This window comes from Rhizobium sp. RHZ01, from assembly GCF_014851595.1.
In the GTDB taxonomy this organism is placed as follows: Bacteria; Pseudomonadota; Alphaproteobacteria; order Rhizobiales; family Rhizobiaceae; genus Rhizobium; species Rhizobium altiplani.
The window spans coordinates 53694-67974 of record NZ_JACUZZ010000006.1; the positions used below are offsets into that span (position 1 = coordinate 53694).

15 protein-coding genes and 1 tRNA gene are annotated in these 14281 nt (G+C 59.9%); 7 read left to right on the forward strand and 9 right to left on the reverse strand.

What is annotated here, in order from left to right:
- Positions 1 to 235: 235 nt before the first annotated feature.
- From tig to IB248_RS08870, 4 genes are all read right to left on the reverse strand, one after another.
- On the reverse strand, positions 236 to 1714 hold the full coding sequence (tig, locus tag IB248_RS08855) for a trigger factor (protein WP_169683367.1): 1479 nt from the start codon (positions 1712 to 1714) through the stop codon (positions 236 to 238).
- A gap of 186 nt (positions 1715 to 1900) precedes the next feature.
- A tRNA-Leu gene (locus tag IB248_RS08860) sits at positions 1901 to 1985 on the reverse strand.
- 154 nt (positions 1986 to 2139) lie between these two features.
- Positions 2140 to 2727: a GDYXXLXY domain-containing protein gene (locus IB248_RS08865; RefSeq protein WP_018859361.1), complete on the reverse strand. Its 588-nt coding sequence runs from the start codon at positions 2725 to 2727 to the stop codon at positions 2140 to 2142.
- A complete protein-coding gene (locus IB248_RS08870) occupies positions 2724 to 3827 on the reverse strand; it encodes a DUF2157 domain-containing protein (protein ID WP_018859362.1) in 1104 nt (367 codons plus the stop codon). Before IB248_RS08870 ends, IB248_RS08865 begins: the two co-directional genes overlap by 4 nt.
- Before the next feature lie 869 nt (positions 3828 to 4696).
- On the opposite strand from IB248_RS08870, the gene IB248_RS08875 reads away from it, so the two are divergent.
- The 3 genes from IB248_RS08875 (at position 4697) to IB248_RS08885 (ending at position 5669) form a co-directional block, all read left to right on the forward strand.
- A complete protein-coding gene (locus IB248_RS08875; protein WP_018859364.1) occupies positions 4697 to 4843 on the forward strand; it encodes a DUF1127 domain-containing protein in 147 nt (48 codons plus the stop codon).
- Between the two features lie 296 nt (positions 4844 to 5139).
- The gene (locus IB248_RS08880) at positions 5140 to 5283 is read left to right on the forward strand and encodes a DUF1127 domain-containing protein (RefSeq protein WP_018859365.1); all 144 of its coding nucleotides are present in this window, start codon (positions 5140 to 5142) and stop codon (positions 5281 to 5283) included.
- 182 nt (positions 5284 to 5465) lie between these two features.
- Positions 5466 to 5669 (forward strand): hypothetical protein, encoded by a 204-nt coding sequence (locus IB248_RS08885; RefSeq protein WP_026372073.1) that lies wholly within the window; start codon positions 5466 to 5468, stop codon positions 5667 to 5669.
- A 58-nt stretch (positions 5670 to 5727) separates the two neighbouring features.
- Here the strand turns inward: IB248_RS08885 and IB248_RS08890 are convergent, their stop codons facing one another.
- A complete protein-coding gene (locus tag IB248_RS08890) occupies positions 5728 to 6615 on the reverse strand; it encodes a LysR family transcriptional regulator (RefSeq protein ID WP_026372074.1) in 888 nt (295 codons plus the stop codon).
- A 111-nt stretch (positions 6616 to 6726) separates the two neighbouring features.
- On the opposite strand from IB248_RS08890, the gene IB248_RS08895 reads away from it, so the two are divergent.
- From IB248_RS08895 to IB248_RS08910, 4 genes are all read left to right on the forward strand, one after another.
- Positions 6727 to 7344: a glutathione S-transferase gene (locus IB248_RS08895; protein ID WP_018859368.1), complete on the forward strand. Its 618-nt coding sequence runs from the start codon at positions 6727 to 6729 to the stop codon at positions 7342 to 7344.
- Between the two features lie 48 nt (positions 7345 to 7392).
- Positions 7393 to 9462 carry a pyridoxamine 5'-phosphate oxidase family protein gene (locus IB248_RS08900; RefSeq protein ID WP_192240726.1) on the forward strand — a complete coding sequence of 690 codons (2070 nt, stop codon included), beginning with the start codon at positions 7393 to 7395 and terminating at the stop codon, positions 9460 to 9462.
- Positions 9463 to 9538: 76 nt separating this feature from the next.
- Positions 9539 to 10972, forward strand: coding sequence for a methylenetetrahydrofolate--tRNA-(uracil(54)-C(5))-methyltransferase (FADH(2)-oxidizing) TrmFO (gene trmFO, locus IB248_RS08905; protein ID WP_018859370.1), 1434 nt, complete (start codon positions 9539 to 9541; stop codon positions 10970 to 10972).
- Positions 10973 to 11060: 88 nt separating this feature from the next.
- Entirely contained in the window at positions 11061 to 11657 is a 597-nt protein-coding gene (locus IB248_RS08910; protein WP_018859371.1) for a class I SAM-dependent methyltransferase, read from the forward strand.
- Here IB248_RS08910 and IB248_RS31635 read toward each other — a convergent pair.
- From IB248_RS31635 to IB248_RS08925, 4 genes are all read right to left on the reverse strand, one after another.
- Positions 11630 to 11812, reverse strand: a complete 183-nt coding sequence (locus tag IB248_RS31635; RefSeq protein WP_312867262.1) for a GDCCVxC domain-containing (seleno)protein — start codon at positions 11810 to 11812, stop codon at positions 11630 to 11632. The two genes, IB248_RS08910 and IB248_RS31635, sit on opposite strands and share 28 nt — an antisense overlap.
- A 76-nt stretch (positions 11813 to 11888) precedes the next feature.
- Positions 11889 to 12926, reverse strand: coding sequence for an MBL fold metallo-hydrolase (locus IB248_RS08915; RefSeq protein WP_192240727.1), 1038 nt, complete (start codon positions 12924 to 12926; stop codon positions 11889 to 11891).
- A gap of 36 nt (positions 12927 to 12962) precedes the next feature.
- Positions 12963 to 13622: a peroxiredoxin gene (locus IB248_RS08920; protein ID WP_192240728.1), complete on the reverse strand. Its 660-nt coding sequence runs from the start codon at positions 13620 to 13622 to the stop codon at positions 12963 to 12965.
- A 191-nt stretch (positions 13623 to 13813) separates the two neighbouring features.
- The gene (locus IB248_RS08925) at positions 13814 to 14281 is read right to left on the reverse strand and encodes a hypothetical protein (protein ID WP_192240729.1); all 468 of its coding nucleotides are present in this window, start codon (positions 14279 to 14281) and stop codon (positions 13814 to 13816) included.

The window sequence follows — 14281 nt, forward strand, 5'->3', positions numbered from 1 at the left end:
AGCGCATCAAGGTCCCCCCCGATGCCGCGCCTCGAAAATCCGCCTTGTCAGGTCTGCGCCGGAAGCCATCGTCAATCCTTCCCCTGCCAACAACGCTTAGATTGCATCAGATCATTCCAAAATGCAACCATATCGTGTGACCTGGACGGACGGCAGCCTAAAAGCAGGCACGCGACCTGGAAAAGAAAAAGCCCCGCACAAGGCGGGGCTTTCGTAAATTTCAACTGGCCGAAGATTACTCGGCGCCTTCCTCGGAAGCCTTCTTCTTCGGAGCTGCTTTCTTCTTCGGAGCAGCTTCTTCGCCTTCAGCAGCTTCTGCCTTTGCAGCAGCCTTCTTCTTAGGAGCGGCCTTCTTGGCATCCTTCTCGGACTCTTCGCCTTCTTCGTCGGCGAGCAGTTCTTCCTTGGTCACCTTCTTGTCCGTGACGTCGATTTCGGTCAGCAGATGGTCGATGACCTTTTCTTCGAAGATCGGAGCGCGGATCGAGGCTGCCGCACCCGGCTGGCTGCGGAAGAAGTCAAGGATCTGCTTTTCCTGGCCCGGATACTGGCGCAGCTGCTCGTAGATGGCGCGCTGCATTTCGTCTTCGCTTACTTCGACGCCGGCCTTTTCGCCGATTTCAGAGAGAACGAGGCCGAGGCGAACGCGACGCTCAGCGAGCTTTTTGTACTCTTCGCGTGCCTTCTCTTCCGTCGTGTCTTCGTCTTCGAAGGTCTTGCCGGACTGAGCGAGATCGTTGGCGACCTGGTTCCAGATGCCGTTGTACTCGGCGTCGACGAGCGAGGCCGGGGTCTCGAACTTGTACATTTCGTCGAGCTGGTCGAGGATCTGACGCTTGACCTTCTGGCGGGTCATCGAGCCGTACTGCGACTCGATCTGGCCGCGGACGATTTCCTTCAGACGGTCAGCCGATTCAAGGCCGAGCTTCTTGGCCAACTCGTCGTTGATTTCAACGTCGGCCGGAGCAGCAACGTCCTTGACCGACAGGTCGAAGGTGGCTTCCTGGCCAGCGAGGTTCTTGGCCGGGTAGTCAGCCGGGAAGGTAACGGTGATGGTCTTCTCGTCACCAGCCTTGGTGCCGACCAGCTGGTCTTCAAAGCCCGGGATGAACCGGCCGGAGCCGAGAACGAGTTCGGCGCCCTGGTCGGTGCCGCCCTCGAAGGCAACGCCGTCGACCTTGCCGACGTAGTCCATCGTGATGCGGTCGCCGTTGGCGGCCTTGCCCTTCTTGGTTTCGTACGAACGGGCGCTTTCAGCGACCTTCAGAACCTGTTCGTTGACTTCCTCTTCGGAGATGTCGACGACTTCGCGCGTGATCTTGATGCCCTTGTTGGACTTCAGTTCGATCGGCGGCAGAACTTCGTAGGACAGCGTGAACTCGAAGTCCTTCTGAGCGGCGAGGATCTGTTCTGCCTCGTCCTTGTCTTCCGTCATCGCGATTTCCGGCTGCGTCGCGGACTTTTCGCCGCGTTCGGCCAAGATGGCGGTCGGCTGCTCGCGGACGATCTCGTTGACGAGGTCGGCCATAATGGACTTGCCGTAAACCTTCTTGAGGTGAGCGGCCGGAACCTTGCCCGGACGGAAGCCGTTGATGCGGACCTTGTCCTTCACGTCGGCAAGACGCTCATTCATCTTGACTTCCATGTCCTTGGCCGGGATTACGACCTTGATTTCGCGCTTCAGCCCTTCAGCGAGCGTTTCGATAACCTGCATGTCTTCCTACCTCATTTCGTGGCGGCCGTGCCCAGACGCCGTTCGTTTCGATGAGCACGACGCCGGAAAGTTGCCGAGCGTGGCTTGTTCTCAATTCTTATTCATTCCGCCCCTGGCGGAACGGCGCCTTGCTGCCGGGTAATCGAGGAACACCGGTTCCGGTCCCCCCGCCTGCAAGCCAGCTTTTGGTGCGGGTAGAGAGACTTGAACTCCCACGCCTTGCGGCACCAGAACCTAAATCTGGCGTGTCTACCAATTTCACCATACCCGCGTTCTCAAAAACCGCATGCATATGCCTGCACATGAGGCCTTCCGGAGCGCGGCGTCTCTATAACACCCGATTTGGGAGAGGCAAAGGAAAAATGAAGGGCAAATGACAGTGATTTCGCCCGCGCTCGCAGGCTTCCACACCATTCGGCGTCAACTTAATAAAGAGGCTCGTCGTAGGCGGGCTTCCCGTCGACGAGCAGGCTGCGTATCTGTGGCGTTCCATCCGAGGCCACGCGAACGGCAATGGAGACGTCACCGCCCTGGCGCGCCTTCTCCAAGGCCGTGCCTTGGCCTTCCGGAACGTAATAGCGTTCGATGCCATACTCGACGCGGATGTGGTCGGCGGAATTGGGGCCATAACTATAGAAAGGCCTGCTATGCAGAACCACGGTGCCCGGTTGCTCGGCCAAGCGTTCGAACGATGCTTCGACAATGCCCCAGAATCCGCCATCGCCAGGCTTCAGCCGCACCCATAGGCTCTTCTTGCCCTGGTCCTGCGGTACACCGCCAACAATCGATGCTACCGGGACCGAGGAGATCTCGTAGTTCAGCACGACATAGTCACCGCGCAGAAAGTCGCGCGGATCGACGGGCGCGGTCTTCAGCAGAGCGTCGGTACCGCTGCGCAGAATCGACGCACGGCTCTCGATCGCATAGCCAAGAACGGCGGTCTGCAGCGCCGCTACGATGATTGCAGCGACGATGTAGCGGCTGCCTGAGCCTTGCGGCGAGAAAATGCTCATACGCTTGCCTCCGGAGTTCTGAGGGCAAATCGCCGCTCGAGGCGAATGACGAGCCACGCGACGGCAGCAACGAAGAGCCCCGAGAACAGGAAGAGGCTCGATGTCCCGAGAATCGACCCGACGGTCACCGACGCGAGGTAGAGCATCTCAGCGGCAAAGGCGGCGTAGGCCAGATAGCGCACCGCACCGTTGTTTCGTCCCTGGAGCGCAATGGCAACAACTGCGGCGCCCAGCGTCACCAGCGCCAATGTCACGAACTGCCAGCCATGCTCCAATTCAATATGGAGCAGAAGGAGACCGATGATGGCGACGAGGAAAGTGTAAAAGGCAGGAGCCGATCCGGCAGTCCTGAGAAGCGCGGAACGTCGTGCTACCGGCAGGCTGACGAGAACAAAGGTGAGCATGCCGCCGATAGCATAGGCGAGCGCGAGCCAGAAATTCTCGTTCACCGCATAGAGCCAGGTAAGCCAGGCGACAAGCAGCAGATACGCGAGATGGCGCGCGCGATCCGCGCCGGTGAGGTGGACGAGACCAATGACAACCGCTGCCATGAGCGGCACAATCCAGGGATCGAGGCCGACCCAGCGCGTATCGTAGGTATCGAGATAGGCCGCGAAGCTGCCCCAAGACAGAAAGCCTGCCACCGCGGCGACGACGCCGGAGCGAAACAGCACCGCCGAAACCACTGCCATGCCAAACCACAGGTACATGACCGTCAGTTGGTCTCCCGACAGATGATACATCTGCCCGATCAGCGAAATCGCTCCACCGAAGGCCAATGTCCCGATCACCAGCAGTCCGCCCGCTGCGCCGGTTGCGCCGCGCCTGAGCATGACCGCCGCGCCGAGATGCACGACCCAGATGATTGCAAGAATGACGGCGACGCGCACAAGACGCGGGATGGCTTCCCAATTCGAAGCGACAACCAGCAGGATCGCCGCCCCTAGCAGGATTGCCGCGAGGATCATCAGCACGTTGCCAAGGCTGAAGCTTGCCGGGCGCGCGTCATATTCCTCCAAGAGCGCTCCTGCAGTTGCCTCCGGCAAGAGCCCCTTTTCCACCCAAAGCGAGAGGTCTCGCTCCAATCGACCGCGATACATGCCCTACTCCGCCAAACGCGCGACTACGCGCTTCCTCTCTTTGCTTTATAGCCGTTGATCGAGCACGAGGGAAATATTCCCATACGAATTCGTCATTGGGCGAATTTGGGGTGCTTTTTAACCGATCCATAACGGCAGGTTGCTAATATACACTCCATACTCGCAAGCCATGCGATTTCTGCATGGGCAGCATGATTATATTGCACTGCAAAATACCAGTAAGACGATTTATATTACTAATCAGAAGGCAAGGGGACGGCGCCCTGCCCCGGGTTACCGGAAAAGCCTGCGAAGATGATCTTCGTAACGAAATTCGGAGCAGCGCACTCCTCCTCCCAGCGCCCTCCGATAGACTGACGACACTCCTCCTCCTCCCGGTTGTCAGTCACCCTAACGACGCCCACCGGATCCTCCCCCGGTGGGCGTTTGGTTTTCGACAATATCGCAGCGTGGTTTTCCAATGCCTGTTGGACAGCGGTGGCGGATGTGCCTCCCGCAGGTCGCGCCGGTCTAATGGCCTGGCAGCAGGCTCATCGGAGGCAGCAACGACCCCGCAGCCGCTGACCGCCGAACCAAATTTTGCTGCGACCTCCTTGTCGTAGCTGAATATGCCAACCGGCGGCCACTCTGCCTCGCAAGGAGAAAAGGCAACGCGGGCCGGCATACACCAACCATTCTGCCTAATGATTAACCACATAGGCGCGAAATCACGGCGATTAGCACTTGAGACTTGCGCTTAATGCATAGGTGATCTGAAATCTTGTCTCTGCTACGACTTCGCAGCGCAACATATATTGCAGTCATCAAATAGAGGTCAGCGCCGATCGGCGGCAGCTGGCAGATCGCAAGCCCTAGGAAAGGGGACAAAAATGAACTTCTCTCGCTCTTTCAACAACTGGCGCAAGTATCGTCAGACTGTTTCCGAACTCGGCCGCATGACCAACCGCGAATTGCACGACCTCGGTATCGACCGTTCTGACATCCATCGTGTTGCTCGCGAGGCTTCTGCCCGCTAATCCAAGCGACTTGCTATCCTCCCAAGCAAGATCGCCTTGATAAAACGCCCGCTGCCCCTAGCAACGGGCGTTTTCTTTTGCCTGGCTACCAGCTTCCGCGATAGTTGCAGTCAATTCCCCGTCCCTTTTGGCGTGGCTCAGAAAACAATCGCTGCATTCGGAATGAGCATCACATGCACAATTGCATAGCAGATGCCGCTTCTTTGCACTGCACAATATGACAGAGAAGACTTATATGGACGTCAACGATGAGACGGCGATGGGGCCGCTCTGACGATCATTCTGAGGAAAAGAACATGAACCCGATCCGCATTGCAAAGAACTGGATGAGCTATCGCCGCACGCTCAGCGAACTTGGCAGCCTCTCCAACCAGGCGCTCGCCGACATCGGCGTTACCCGCTACGACATCCGCAATATCGCTTCCCGCTCGTTCCGCTAATAGCGGCAAGCGTGAAGCTTCCAAGACGGCGCCTTTGGCGCCGTTTTTGATTCTGAGCCCCTTCACGGCGAGCGCGCCCGCCACGGGCATGGCTGTTAATACCGCACTTCCATCATCCTTTAGGATGGACTCATATTAGTCATTGTGAAAGTATCCGGCATTACCCAAGGGAGACATGCGTAATGTGCCGATATAATCTTCGCATGGAGGACGGACTCTGGACCGTTGTCGATGCCACGACACAACGGCCGGCGGAGTTGAACAACGTGCAGATGGCTCGGATGACGTGGCGCGAAGCATGCGACATGGTCGATATCCTGAACAACCTCGATCGTATAAGCTCCCTGTCCGAATGCTACGAAGCCTCGGCCAAGGCCATGGCATAAATGCCGCCTTTGCGGCACAGCGTATCGGGCTGATATCTACCTCGACATCGGTCTGCCTCTAGAGGCCGAGCGCCTTTATCTTCTGAACAGCAAAGTCCACGAAAGCACGTGTCTTGGCTGAGACGTGCCTGCCCTCTACGTGGACCACGTGGATCGGCAGTGGCTCTTCCTCGTACTGATCGAGCACCGTCCTCAACCGACCGGCAGCAAGATGCTCCGCCACCTGATAGGACAAGGTCCGCGTCAGGCCCCACCCCGTCAACGCCGCGGAGATCGATGCATCGACGGTGTTGCAGTACATGCGCGGGTGAAGCTTGACGGGCGTATGGTTGGGCGCGAAGTGCCAGTCCAACGGCGCCGATGATCCCGTATTGACGATGGTCACGTGCCGGGTGAGATCCGCCGGCGTTACCGGCTCGCCATGACGCGCGAAATAGGCCGGCGCGCCGCAGACAACGCGGCGCACGCCGCCGACTTTGTTCGCCTGCTGGTCCGAGTCCTGCAGGTGGCCGATACGAATGGCGACGTCGATGCCCTCCTCCACGAGATTGACCATCCTATCGAAGAACAGGACGCGCCCGGTGACCGCCGGGTGCGTGCTGAGAAACGCGGTCAAAATCGGGACGACATGGATCTGACCGAACAATACCGGCGCAGTGATGCTGAGGATTCCGGATGCCGTTGAATGGGATCCACCGGCAGAGGCTTCCGCCTCGTCGATATCACTGAGAATCCTTCGGCAGTCGTCGGCATATCGGCTGCCTGATGGCGTCAGCTTCACCGAGCGCGTTGAGCGCACGAACAGCCTAGCACCTGTAGTTTCCTCCAGATAGGCAACTGCGCGCGTAACGGCCGGAGCGCTCATGTGAAGTTGGCGTGCAGCCTGCGCAAAGCTTGCCGTCTCGGCGACCTTGACCAAAACCCTCATGCATTGAAGCCGATCCATAGGATATCCCGCAATATTCCACAAATTGAAATAGTGACTTTCATATTATCGCAATTCAACGCGCAGCAGGAAACAATTATTGTTTGTTCACCTCAATCGGAGATCAGATCGATGAAGCTGTACTCGCATCCTCTATCGGGCCATGCCCATCGCGCCCGCCTCTTTCTGTCGCTTATCGGCGTCGATGCCGAAATCGTGGAGGTCGACCTAGCGGCGGGAGAACACAAGAGCCCCGATTTCCTGGCGCTCAACCCATTCGGGCAGCTGCCGGTGCTTCAGGACGGCGACACCGTCGTCAGCGACTCCAACGCCATTCTTGTCTATGTCGCCAAGACGTATGCGCCGGAGGGATGGCTGCCGGAGGAGCCGGCAGCGGCGGCTGCGGTTCAGCGGTGGCTGTCGGTCGCGGCGGGCGAGATCGCCTATGGTCCATGCGCGGCCCGTCTTGTGACCTTATTCGGCGCGAAATTCGATACTGAAGAAGTGATCGCGAGAGCTCATCGCATTCTTGGCCTTGTCGATGCCCAACTGACCGGTCGTGAATGGATCGTCTCAACGAGACCGACGATCGCCGACATCGCCCTCTACAGCTACATCGCACGGGCGCCTGAGGGGAACGTCGACCGGTCTGCCTACCGTAGCGTAACGACCTGGCTCGAGCGCATAGAAGCTCTTCCCGGCTTTCAGCCTTTCCAGAAATCACCCGTCGGCATTGTCGAGGCCGCTTAGGGCGCCGCATCGCACCGCACCCGACCAAAAGCCGTGAAGGAGCCAGTTATGCCCACCGAGGCACAGAGCACCACCTCCTCTCCCTGGCATGCCGGAGAGATCGCACTGCAGGAGAAGGTCGGCGTCGCGAAGCGAATGGACGAAGTGGGCCGCCGCGTGCTGCGAGATCACCTGATCGATCAGCATCGGCAGTTCTACCCGCAGCTGCCCTTCATCGTACTTGGGACGGTAGATGAAGACGGCAACGCATGGGCGACACTCCGTGCCAATCGTCCGGGCTTCCTTCAGAGCCCGGACGTCCACACACTGAGTGTCGACCTTCCCCGTGAGCCGCTCGACCCGGCCGACGCGGGAATGGACGACGGCAAGGCCATTGCCATGTTGGGCATCGAGCTCCACACGCGCCGTCGCAACCGGCTGAATGGCACTATCCATCGAACCGGGCAGGACGGCTTCGATGTGCGTGTTGGGCAGGCCTACGGCAACTGCCCGCAATATATCCAGCTGCGCGATTTCGAGTTTACACGGGATCCAATGCAGCCCTCCGGGTACGACCCGGTCAGTTTTGGCAATCTGGAGGGTCGGCCTGCCGAAATGATCGCCAAGGCGGATACATTCTTCGTCGCCTCGTATGTCGGCCGCGACCATGAAGGGCGCCAAATCGATGTTTCGCATCGTGGCGGCCGGCCCGGCTTTGTCCGGATTGGCGAGGACAGTGTTCTGACGATCCCGGACTTTGCCGGCAATCTCTTCTTCAACACGCTCGGCAACATTCTTGCCAATCCGCGGGCGGGGTTGGTCTTCGCGGATTTCGAGAGCGGCGACCTGCTGCAGTTATCGGGCAGCGCCGAGGTCATTCTGGAATCGCCTGAGATAGCGGCGTTCCAGGGGGCGGAGCGTCTGTGGCGCTTTCGCCCGACACAGATCGTCTACCGGCAGGAAGCGTTGCCGCTGCGCGGGCGATCGCGCGCCAATGGTCCATCTCCCAACTCCCTGATGACCGGGAGTTGGGATGAGGCTGACGCGCGGCTTCAGGCGATTGCCCTCGCCAAGAGCTGGCGGCCCTTCCGCGTCACCCGGATCGTCGAAGAGAGCGCCAGCGTGCGCTCGTTCTATCTCGAACCGATAGACGAAGGCGGGATCATTCCGCATGTCTCCGGCCAGCACCTACCGATCCGCATCAAGCTCGAGGGATCGGATGTGCCGGCGGTGCGCACCTATACGATCTCCTCGGCCCCCTCCGACAGTATCTATCGCATCAGCGTCAAGCGCGAAGGGCTTGTCTCGGCGCATCTTCACGATGCCATCCGGCAAGGAGACATCATCGAGACACGCGCCCCGACAGGCGCGTTCACGATCGACCCCGGCGAGAGACGCCCTGCCGTCTTGCTGGCGGCGGGCATCGGGATCACCCCCCTGCTCGCGATGCTGCGGCATGTCGTCTACGAGGGGCTGCGAACCAGGCGGATACGACCGACCTGGCTGATCTATTCAGCGCACAACGCGTCGGAACGTGCATTCAATGCCGAGCTGCAGGCACTCGCCGCAGTGTCCGGCGGCGTCGTTAAGCTGGTCCGGTTGCTCAGCGATACTTCTGATACGGTCGCTGGTGAAGACTATGACAAGCAGGGGCGGGTCGACATGACCCTGCTCAGCAGCGTGTTGCCGTTCAACGACTACGACTTTTATCTGTGCGGTCCAGCCGGCTTCATGCAGTCGGTCTATGATGGCCTGCGTGGATTGAATATCTCCGATAGCCGCATCAATGCCGAAGCGTTTGGACCCGCGTCTCTCCAGCGATCGGGAGATGCGCTCCCGCGATCGCCCGCGCGCGCCGCCGCTGAAGAACCGCAGCCGGTCTATTTCATGCGCTCCGGTAAGGAAGCACGCTGGGAGCCAGGATCGGGCACGTTGCTCGAGCTTGCCGAAGCGCGCGGCTTGGCGCCCGAGTTCAGCTGTCGCCTTGGCAATTGCGGAAGTTGCAGGACGAAAATCCTGTCAGGCTCCGTCGCATACACGAAGGAGCCGACCGCCGACACCGCCGATGACGAAGCGCTGATTTGCTGCGCCGTGCCGGCGGCGAGCGACACGGGCGCTCGGCTGAAGCTGGATATTTGACGGCATCGGTGCCGGCATCGATCAGTCGCCAATTCTTCGGTTTCCTGCGCCAGCCCAGCGTGGTAATCAGCCGCGCATGAACAAGACCTTTTCCCATTCTCCCATCCATGTGGTCGGCGGCGGGCTCGCCGGCTCCGAGGCAGCCTGGCAGATCGCAAATGCCGGCGTGCCGGTTATCCTGCACGAGATGCGCGGCGTGCGTGGCACCGACGCCCACAAGACCGACGGCTTGGCCGAGCTCGTGTGCTCCAACTCCTTCCGCTCTGACGACGCGACCAGCAACGCGGTTGGCGTTATCCATGCCGAAATGCGCATGGCGGGATCGCTGATCATGGCGTGCGCCGACAAGCATCAGGTCCCCGCCGGTGGCGCGCTGGCCGTCGACCGCGACGGTTTCTCGGACGCCGTTACCAAAGCGATCCAAGAGCACCCGTTGATCACGGTCGTTCGTGAAGAAGTAACCGGCTTGCCGCCGACAGAATGGGATCTCGCCATCGTTGCCACCGGCCCGTTGACGGCACCTTCCCTTGCAAGCGCCATCCAGGCCGAGACGGGCGCGGACGCGCTGGCCTTCTTCGACGCAATCGCGCCGATCGTTCATCGGGACAGCATCGATATGGATATCTGCTGGTACCAGTCGCGCTATGACAAGGTCGGTCCCGGTGGCACCGGCAAGGATTACATCAACTGCCCGATGACCGAAGAGCAGTACAACGCTTTCGTCGATGCCCTGATTGCCGGCGATACTGTCGGATTCAAGGAGTGGGAAGGAACGCCTTACTTCGACGGCTGTCTTCCGATCGAGGTGATGGCAGAGCGCGGCCGCGAGACGCTGCGGCACGGCCCGATGAAGCCGATGGGCCTGACCAATGCGCACAACCCGACGGTCAAGGCCTATGCCGTCGTTCAGTTGCGCCAGGACAATGCGCTCGGCACGCTCTACAACATGGTCGGCTTCCAGACGAAGTTGAAATACGGGGCCCAGGCCGAGATCTTCCGCATGATCCCGGGGCTCCAGAAAGCCGAATTCGCTCGCCTCGGCGGCCTTCACCGTAATACCTACATCAATTCGCCCACGCTGCTCGACCCGTCGCTCACGCTCAAGTCCCGCCCGGGCCTGCGCTTTGCCGGGCAGATTACTGGCTGCGAAGGCTATGTCGAAAGCGCCAGCGTCGGCCTCATGGCTGGCCGGTTCGCCGCTGCCGAGCGAAAGGGAGAAGGAGTATCCCTGCCGCCGGCAACGACGGCGCTCGGCTCGCTGCTCGGCCACATCACGGGCGGACACATCGTCAACGACGAGGAGCCGGGCAAGCGGTCGTTTCAGCCGATGAACATCAATTTCGGCCTGTTCCCCGAGCTGGAGCCCGGCTCGATCGTCAAACCCGAAGGCGTGAAGCGTTTCCGCGGCAAGGACAAGACGATCATGAAGCGGCAGCTGATCGCCAAGCGGGCGCTTGCGGATTGTGCCACCTGGCTCGGGCAGGACGTCAAGCTCGCGGAGAGTGCGTAATCGAGCCGGGAGCCTACCGATCTAGCCATCGACAGGCGTCTCGTCGCTGTCGAAATTCTGTGTGGTGAGACCTCCTCGGGGGCGTGACATGGCAGCATTGTTTCAAGGCACGTCCATGCCGGACAGGGATTGGTGGTCTGTGCTGTGGCCTGATCCCCAAGGGCTGCTTCAACAGATTGGCATCCGGCGGGGCATGAGCGTTCTCGACCTTTGCTGCGGCGACGGTTACTTCACCGGCCCGCTCGCAGCACTGGTCGACGGACGGTTGGCGGCGCTCGATCTCGATCCCGCCATGATCGAGCTGGCAAAGGCCGAAGTTGAGCGCAGCGGCGCGTCAGTTCGCCAGTGGATTTGCGCGGACGCCACGTCGGCGCTGGCGAAACACCTTGACGAACCGGTCGATTTTGTCTTGATCGCCAATACCTTCCACGGCGTTCCTGACCAAATAGGTCTCGCATGTTCCGTAAGGGAAGTTCTGAAACCGGACGGCCTGTTCTGCATCGTCAACTGGCACCCGGCTCCGCGAGAGGAAACGGTGGTCCTAGGCAAGCCCCGGGGACCGCGAACCGAGATGCGCATGTCGCCCGAAGCGGTTCGTACCGTTGTTGAGACTGCTGGCTTTTCCATGCAGCGGGTCGTCGATCTGCCGCCCTATCACTACGCGGCCCTGTTCGAGGTGGCCTGACAACACCGCGAGATCGCGCGGGTTTGGATCGGCGGGCACGGAACCGACCCGTATGAGCAAAAGACGCAGCAATCGCCGTGCTTCGCCTTAAGCGTCGCGCCGCAGCCCTGGCATTCGTGGAACCAAACGCAGGCATCGACCGGCACCGTTTCCACTGATCGGTGCCCTCAGATCGGACAGGTCAGAATCGATTGCCGCTGCACCATTGCATCGCTTGCCATAGGGCGCTCGTTAATGCGCGATCGGTCCGTCCGCCTTCTTCCAGGCGTCGATGCCGCCTTGAATATGAAAGGCCAGCGGAAGACCGGCGTCATGCGCTGCCTGCACGGCCATTGCCGATCGTTCGCCGAACGCGCAATAGAAAAGCAGCCTCTTGCGGGTTGAAGTTGCCAGCTCATGCAGCGTACCGCCAGCGCCTATGCTTTCCTCGAGCGAGGGATAGGGGACGTGAAGAGAGCCCGGGATCGTGCCGTTTCGCTGCCGTTCGGCATTCTCGCGCAGATCGACCAAGGCGACGTCGCCGAGGCCGACGACGCCCAGCGCTTGCTGCGCCGTCAGCGCCCAGCCATGGCGCATTACGTTGTCCTGGTTCATCCCGACCTTCATGTTAGCCGGAACGGCTACGTCCATCATCTTCGGATTGGCCAGTTTCAGATTGTTCATCAGATCGGCATATTCATCGGCGGATCTTACCTGCAGGCGTGGATTGAAGGCCTTTTCCTCGCCGATGGTCGAGACCGTATCGCCCTTGTAGTCGTGTGCAGGGAAGACCATCGTCGATTCCGGAAGCTTCAGCAGTCGGCCAAAGATCGACTCGTATTGCGCCCGGGGATCTCCATTCTGGAAATCGGTGCGGCCGGTGCCGCGAATGAGCAGGGTGTCGCCGGTAAAAACGCGGTCGGGCAAAACGAAACTGTAGGAATCGTCGGTGTGTCCCGGCGTATAAATCACATCGAGGGCGAGTCCCTCGATGGTCAGCTTCTCATTGTCCGACAGACGCATCGAAACGACGTCGGCCTTTGTTTGCTCTCCCATCACGGTAATACAATGGGTCTTGTCGCGCAGCGCGCCAAGACCTGTGATGTGGTCGGCATGGAGATGGGTATCTACGGCCTTCACGAGCTTCAGATCGAGCTCGTGGATGAGCTGAAGATAGCGATCAACCCTTTCCAACACCGGATCGATGATCAGCGCCTCGCCGCCATTCCGGCTTGCCAGCAAATAGGAATAGGTGCTCGACACCGGATCGAACAGCTGCCGGAAGATCATCCCCACCTCCTTCGTGGCGGCTTGCTTTGCGATTGCCTATCCGTGCGGTTGCGGCACGATCCTGATATAGGGCTTCGGTGCTCGCCAACCTTGCGGGTACTGCTTCTTTGCGTCGTCGTCGGAGACTGAACCGGCGATGATCACGTCCTCGCCGTTCTTCCAGTTCACTGGCGTAGCGACCTTGTGCTTTGCGGTAAGCTGCAGGGAATCGATGACCCGCAGCACCTCATCAAAGTTGCGCCCCGTGGTCATCGGATAGACCATGACCAGTTTGATCTTCTTGTCAGGCCCTATCACGAAGACGTTGCGGACGGTCTGATTGTCGGCTGGAGTGCGCTCGGTCGGATCGCCGGATACGAGCGCGGGCAGCATGTTGTAACGCTTCGATACCGCGTAATCGACGTCCGCGATCATCGGATAGTTTGGACGATAGCCCTGCGTTTCCTCGATGTCTATCATCCAGCTGGTGTGGCGTTCGAGCGGATCAACGGAAAGACCGATAATCTTCACACCGCGCTTCTCGAATTCGGGTTTGATCCGCGCCATGTAGCCGAGTTCGGTCGTGCATACGGGGGTAAAGTCCTTCGGATGCGAAAACAGCACTGCCCAGGAGTTGCCGATCCACTGGTGAAAACTGATCACGCCTTCGGTTGTCTGAGCTTCGAAATCCGGAGCGGTATCATTGATTGCAAGCATCACGCACCTCCATCGCGTTTGTGAATACAAACTCAAACTAATGCCGGACAGCGTAAATCTTGCGCCTATTTCGGACCGTAGGCAACGGCAAAACGGCCGCGGCGACGCATCGCGCGGGCCGCGCCGACGAGGATCATTGTGAATGCGGGACGGCCGCAGCGAAGGGATATCCCGGTTCGCCAGGACCTTTGCTACTGGCCGTTTGCGACCGTGGGATTGTGCGACGGCAATGCCTTGTCAGGCTCGGCCACGTAGTTGCCGAGCAGCCAAAGTGCGACCTCCGACGCCACCCTGGCGGACGCGAATTCAAAGGTGCCGCTGTGATGTGGTGCGTCGAGGAACTCTATGTTGAGGCCTCGCCCGGTTTCGGAGCCGAGCACACGCGCCCTTCCCGGCTCAAGAACATGGCACGAATAGTGCCGCTGCATATTCCGCATGATGCCGGCCTTGTTGTCATGCAAACGCACGAACACCGCCTGCCCATCGGCAGTCGCCTGCAACTGGCGGATTGCTTCGTTGGGGAAAGCCCGGTTGAACTCGATGATCGCGAGCCCGGTATCGTGCAGGCCATCGTCCTTGTTCTGCGCCGCCATGCGCGTCGAAATGAAGGCGATGAAGATGACGATCGCGAATATAACGCACCAGACGATTATGCTCAC